Origin of the sequence: Mesorhizobium sp. M2A.F.Ca.ET.042.01.1.1 (assembly GCF_003997405.1) — a bacterium.
In the GTDB taxonomy this organism is placed as follows: Bacteria; Pseudomonadota; Alphaproteobacteria; order Rhizobiales; family Rhizobiaceae; genus Mesorhizobium.
In genome coordinates, this window is the sequence record NZ_RZRX01000578.1 from 1 (window position 1) to 1,157 (window position 1,157).

1 protein-coding gene is annotated in these 1,157 nt (G+C 54.0%); it reads right to left on the reverse strand.

What is annotated here, in order from left to right; genetic code table 11:
- On the reverse strand, positions 1 to 898 hold an 898-nt coding region (locus EOA23_RS34960; RefSeq protein WP_189341843.1), incomplete at its 3' end, for a CocE/NonD family hydrolase.
- Positions 899 to 1,157 lie beyond the last annotated feature (259 nt).

The window sequence follows — 1,157 nt, forward strand, 5'->3', positions numbered from 1 at the left end:
TTTCGCATTTGCAATGGGTCGTAGGCGAAATGATTAGATATTGCTGTTGACCTCGATCGTTCTTAGCGTTCGTCTCGAAAAGGGCGCGTTGCTCGATGGTGTCGGTGACGTTCGGGTCATACCAGCTGTCGATATGCAGGATCGATGCTCCAACGGTGGTTGTGTCAGTAATCAGCGGAAACTGCTCCCAATACGGGTCGCCCACCTCCCTCGTAAGGTCGTCTACCCAACCCTGCTCCGGCATAACTCCGGGGCGGTTCATCATTTCGATCAAGGGAAGCAAACGCTTCTCTTCTAGAGTGGCTGGGGGCGCCGGGAGCGGCCCTAAACGAAAGCTCGAACGAATGCTGTCCCACTGAGTATCCGACAAACCTTCCGGGCGCCGGAGGAAAATGGTATTGGCGCCAACATTCTCGCGGAACCAGTCAACATTCAAGTCTAGCTGGTACACGCCGCCACGCTTGGATCCGAAGTTAGCTATTTCACCGTTGAAGGTGCGTCGCCCCCACCCCGCTCCCCTGGCGATTACGGTCACAAAGGCAGGATGATTGCTTATGGCTGTCCACTTTGCTTTGATCGCTGGGAAAGAACAACCGGTCCCGCCAACTTTCCCGTTCGACCAAGGTTGATGAACGATCCATTCGACCGTGTCATAGCCATCCTGGACCTCCCACTTTTCGCGCATCGAAAATTCGCCGCCGGATTCGAATTTGCCGCGGACGTCCTGGACTACCACAGCAAAGCCTGCGTTTGCAAAGTAGGGGCCTGGATGCCGAAGGGCGCCATTCACTCGAATGCCACCCTGTAGGCTAGACTTATCGTAGGGCGTCCTTATCAGGATCGTTCCCAGTTTCCTACCCGAGTTCGCCGGCAGATACAGATCGGCGGATAACTTCACGCCATCCCTCATCGGGACGTAAACAGATACGGGCTGCGCCTTACAAGCAGGGGTCATGGACACAATCTCCTTATTTCATTCATCGAACGCTAGAAGAGGATTGATCGCCCGTTAGCTAAGCTTAAGCTAGTTATCCGCGCTAAAGTCAGAAGTCGAACTCGGCGTCCACTCCGCCTCTGCGCGTCGCACCATATAATCAATTTAAAGCCTTTTGCCGCCCGGTATTTCAAATAGATTCCTGTAATGACCCTCATAGCTG